This is a genomic window from Colwellia sp. BRX10-1 (assembly GCF_014077545.1).
Classification (GTDB): Bacteria; Pseudomonadota; Gammaproteobacteria; order Enterobacterales; family Alteromonadaceae; genus Colwellia_A.
The window spans coordinates 1-1,877 of record NZ_JACGWC010000061.1; the positions used below are offsets into that span (position 1 = coordinate 1).

The 1,877-nt window shown below is 34.6% G+C and carries 4 protein-coding genes; all 4 read right to left on the reverse strand.

Annotated features, from left to right (window positions below):
* Positions 1-190 (reverse strand): hypothetical protein (locus tag H4J75_RS19485; RefSeq protein WP_220465373.1); only part of this gene is annotated, 190 nt, incomplete at its 3' end.
* 113 nt (positions 191-303) lie between these two features.
* Positions 304-681: a hypothetical protein gene (locus H4J75_RS19490; protein ID WP_182223037.1), complete on the reverse strand. Its 378-nt coding sequence runs from the start codon at positions 679-681 to the stop codon at positions 304-306.
* Between the two features lie 133 nt (positions 682-814).
* On the reverse strand, positions 815-1,120 hold the full coding sequence (locus tag H4J75_RS19495; RefSeq protein ID WP_182223038.1) for a hypothetical protein: 306 nt from the start codon (positions 1,118-1,120) through the stop codon (positions 815-817).
* Between the two features lie 108 nt (positions 1,121-1,228).
* Complete coding sequence (locus H4J75_RS19500; RefSeq protein ID WP_182223039.1) at positions 1,229-1,633, reverse strand: hypothetical protein; 405 nt, start codon at positions 1,631-1,633, stop codon at positions 1,229-1,231.
* Positions 1,634-1,877: the final 244 nt, after the last annotated feature.

Here is a 1,877-nt window from a genome sequence, read left to right on the forward strand (position 1 = left end):
GGCACTCTGGCATAATTAATTTTTTATCTGCAATTTGAAGAGTTAATGATTTAAGATCAAATGATGCAGGTTCATATTTCTGCGGAAGACCAATTAAAGCTCCATCATCTTGGATTTTAACCCCACTATCTTTATGAGCAAATAAAAAAGAACTATAAAATATCGATAATACTATCAAAGTTAACCGCATTCTGAAAACACCTAACGCCTCATTAAGAGGCAAAAAATAGTTGGTTAAAATAAGCGACGAAGGAGCAAAAACCAACTGTTTTTTGTCCTTTTGAATGACTTGTTATATTTTGATTACAACCAATCCCTGCAGCTTTCAGGGTTTGCGCCTTTATCATAATCCCAACTCTTTATGATATTGGTTTTGGGGTCAACAACATAAAAAACTTTACATTTACCGACCCACTCTTTCATACTATGAGTAGGTAATACTTCACTATAAAACCAATGTTGGACAATATCACCATTCTCATTTTTTGAAATGTGAGTGAATCCTTTTCCAGAAATCAAATAATCTGCTCTGATTAAGTCTCCAGAATCTCCGTACCTTGTAGGATCTAAAAAAGGCACCTTCGTTCCGATTTTATAGTCCATTCGTTCTGCAAATGGCGCATTTCCAATAGCACAACCATTAAGCAGGATAAATATTAGGGAAAAATAAACAGCCTTCATTCCTTTAGCCTCAATTTAATACTGTGAAATATGATAAAAATATAACGCCCTGTTAAGGGGCAAATTGTAGTTGGCTAATATGTGAAGCGGAGCGGAATTAGCCAACTGTTATTTGTCCCGCTTGAACAGCTTGTTATATTTTGTTTGCCACAACTTTATCGTGATATAGTTCTATTTGAGAATTTATCTCTCGTAATTTAGTATCTAAATCACCATAAGATTCTCTACACTGCTCTAAACCTTTACTATTAGATGGCATTATTTCCGCTAGTTTTTGTTTATGCGCCATAAGATCTAAATAATGAGTTCTAAAAGCAAGTAACGAATTTAGCCTACCAATATCATTACTTTTTTTAGCTTCATTAACTGCCCGTTTTGCATACATAGCTGACAGCGCTGCCAACAAAACAGCAATAATAGATATTTGTTCAGGTGACATGATCAACTCTCCGAAAAATATAACGCCACGTTAAGCGGCAAAAAATTGTTGGCTATAATGTGAACGGAGTGAAACAGCCAACTGTTTTTTGTCCGTTTGAATGCCTTGTTAGGTGTTCTTTTTATTAGGTTTATTTAATTTAACAGTTGCTTCGGTACAACGCAAAGACAACCAAAAACTTGCAAGAGATATTAGTAGATTAGAGCCACCAATTTCGACTCCTGCTAGCACCATAAATGTTAGATATACACTATAAGTTGATAATAAAAGTAAACATGATGCCGCAATACGAGAATGCCACTTAAAAACTGCAAACAGGAGAAACGCATACAAGCTGAAATCAATTATAAAACCAATAGATGTTTCAATATTCAACTCTTGGAAAAATAGTCCGATGATCAAGCTTATTAAAGTTAAAATTGCGATTCCAAAAGTACAAGACTTGATCATAGCGATACAAGTCGATTTAGAATCTAAGGAATGAAAAACATTTATCTTTTGATCAACATCCATAGTTGAGAGATTCCCTGAACACCTAACGCCCTATTAAGGGGCAAATTGTAGTTGGCTAAAATGTGAAGCGAAGCGGAACCAGCCAACTGTAATTTGTCCCACTTGAATAGCTTGTTATCTAATTGGTTATTATGAACTTTACAGTAACAAACAATACTAAAATTTAACAGATAAACGGAAGAAATAAATAACGCCCACCGCCTAACATAAACCTAACCGTGAATTTCGAGTAAACCAAATAAAC

Excerpts from the sequence above, each read along its gene's own strand:
- H4J75_RS19490 (WP_182223037.1), bottom strand. The coding sequence starts at position 681 with ATGAAGGCTGTTTATTTTTCCCTAATATTTATCCTGCTTAATGGTTGT.
- H4J75_RS19495 (WP_182223038.1), bottom strand. The coding sequence starts at position 1,120 with ATGTCACCTGAACAAATATCTATTATTGCTGTTTTGTTGGCAGCGCTG.
- H4J75_RS19500 (WP_182223039.1), bottom strand. The coding sequence starts at position 1,633 with ATGGATGTTGATCAAAAGATAAATGTTTTTCATTCCTTAGATTCTAAA.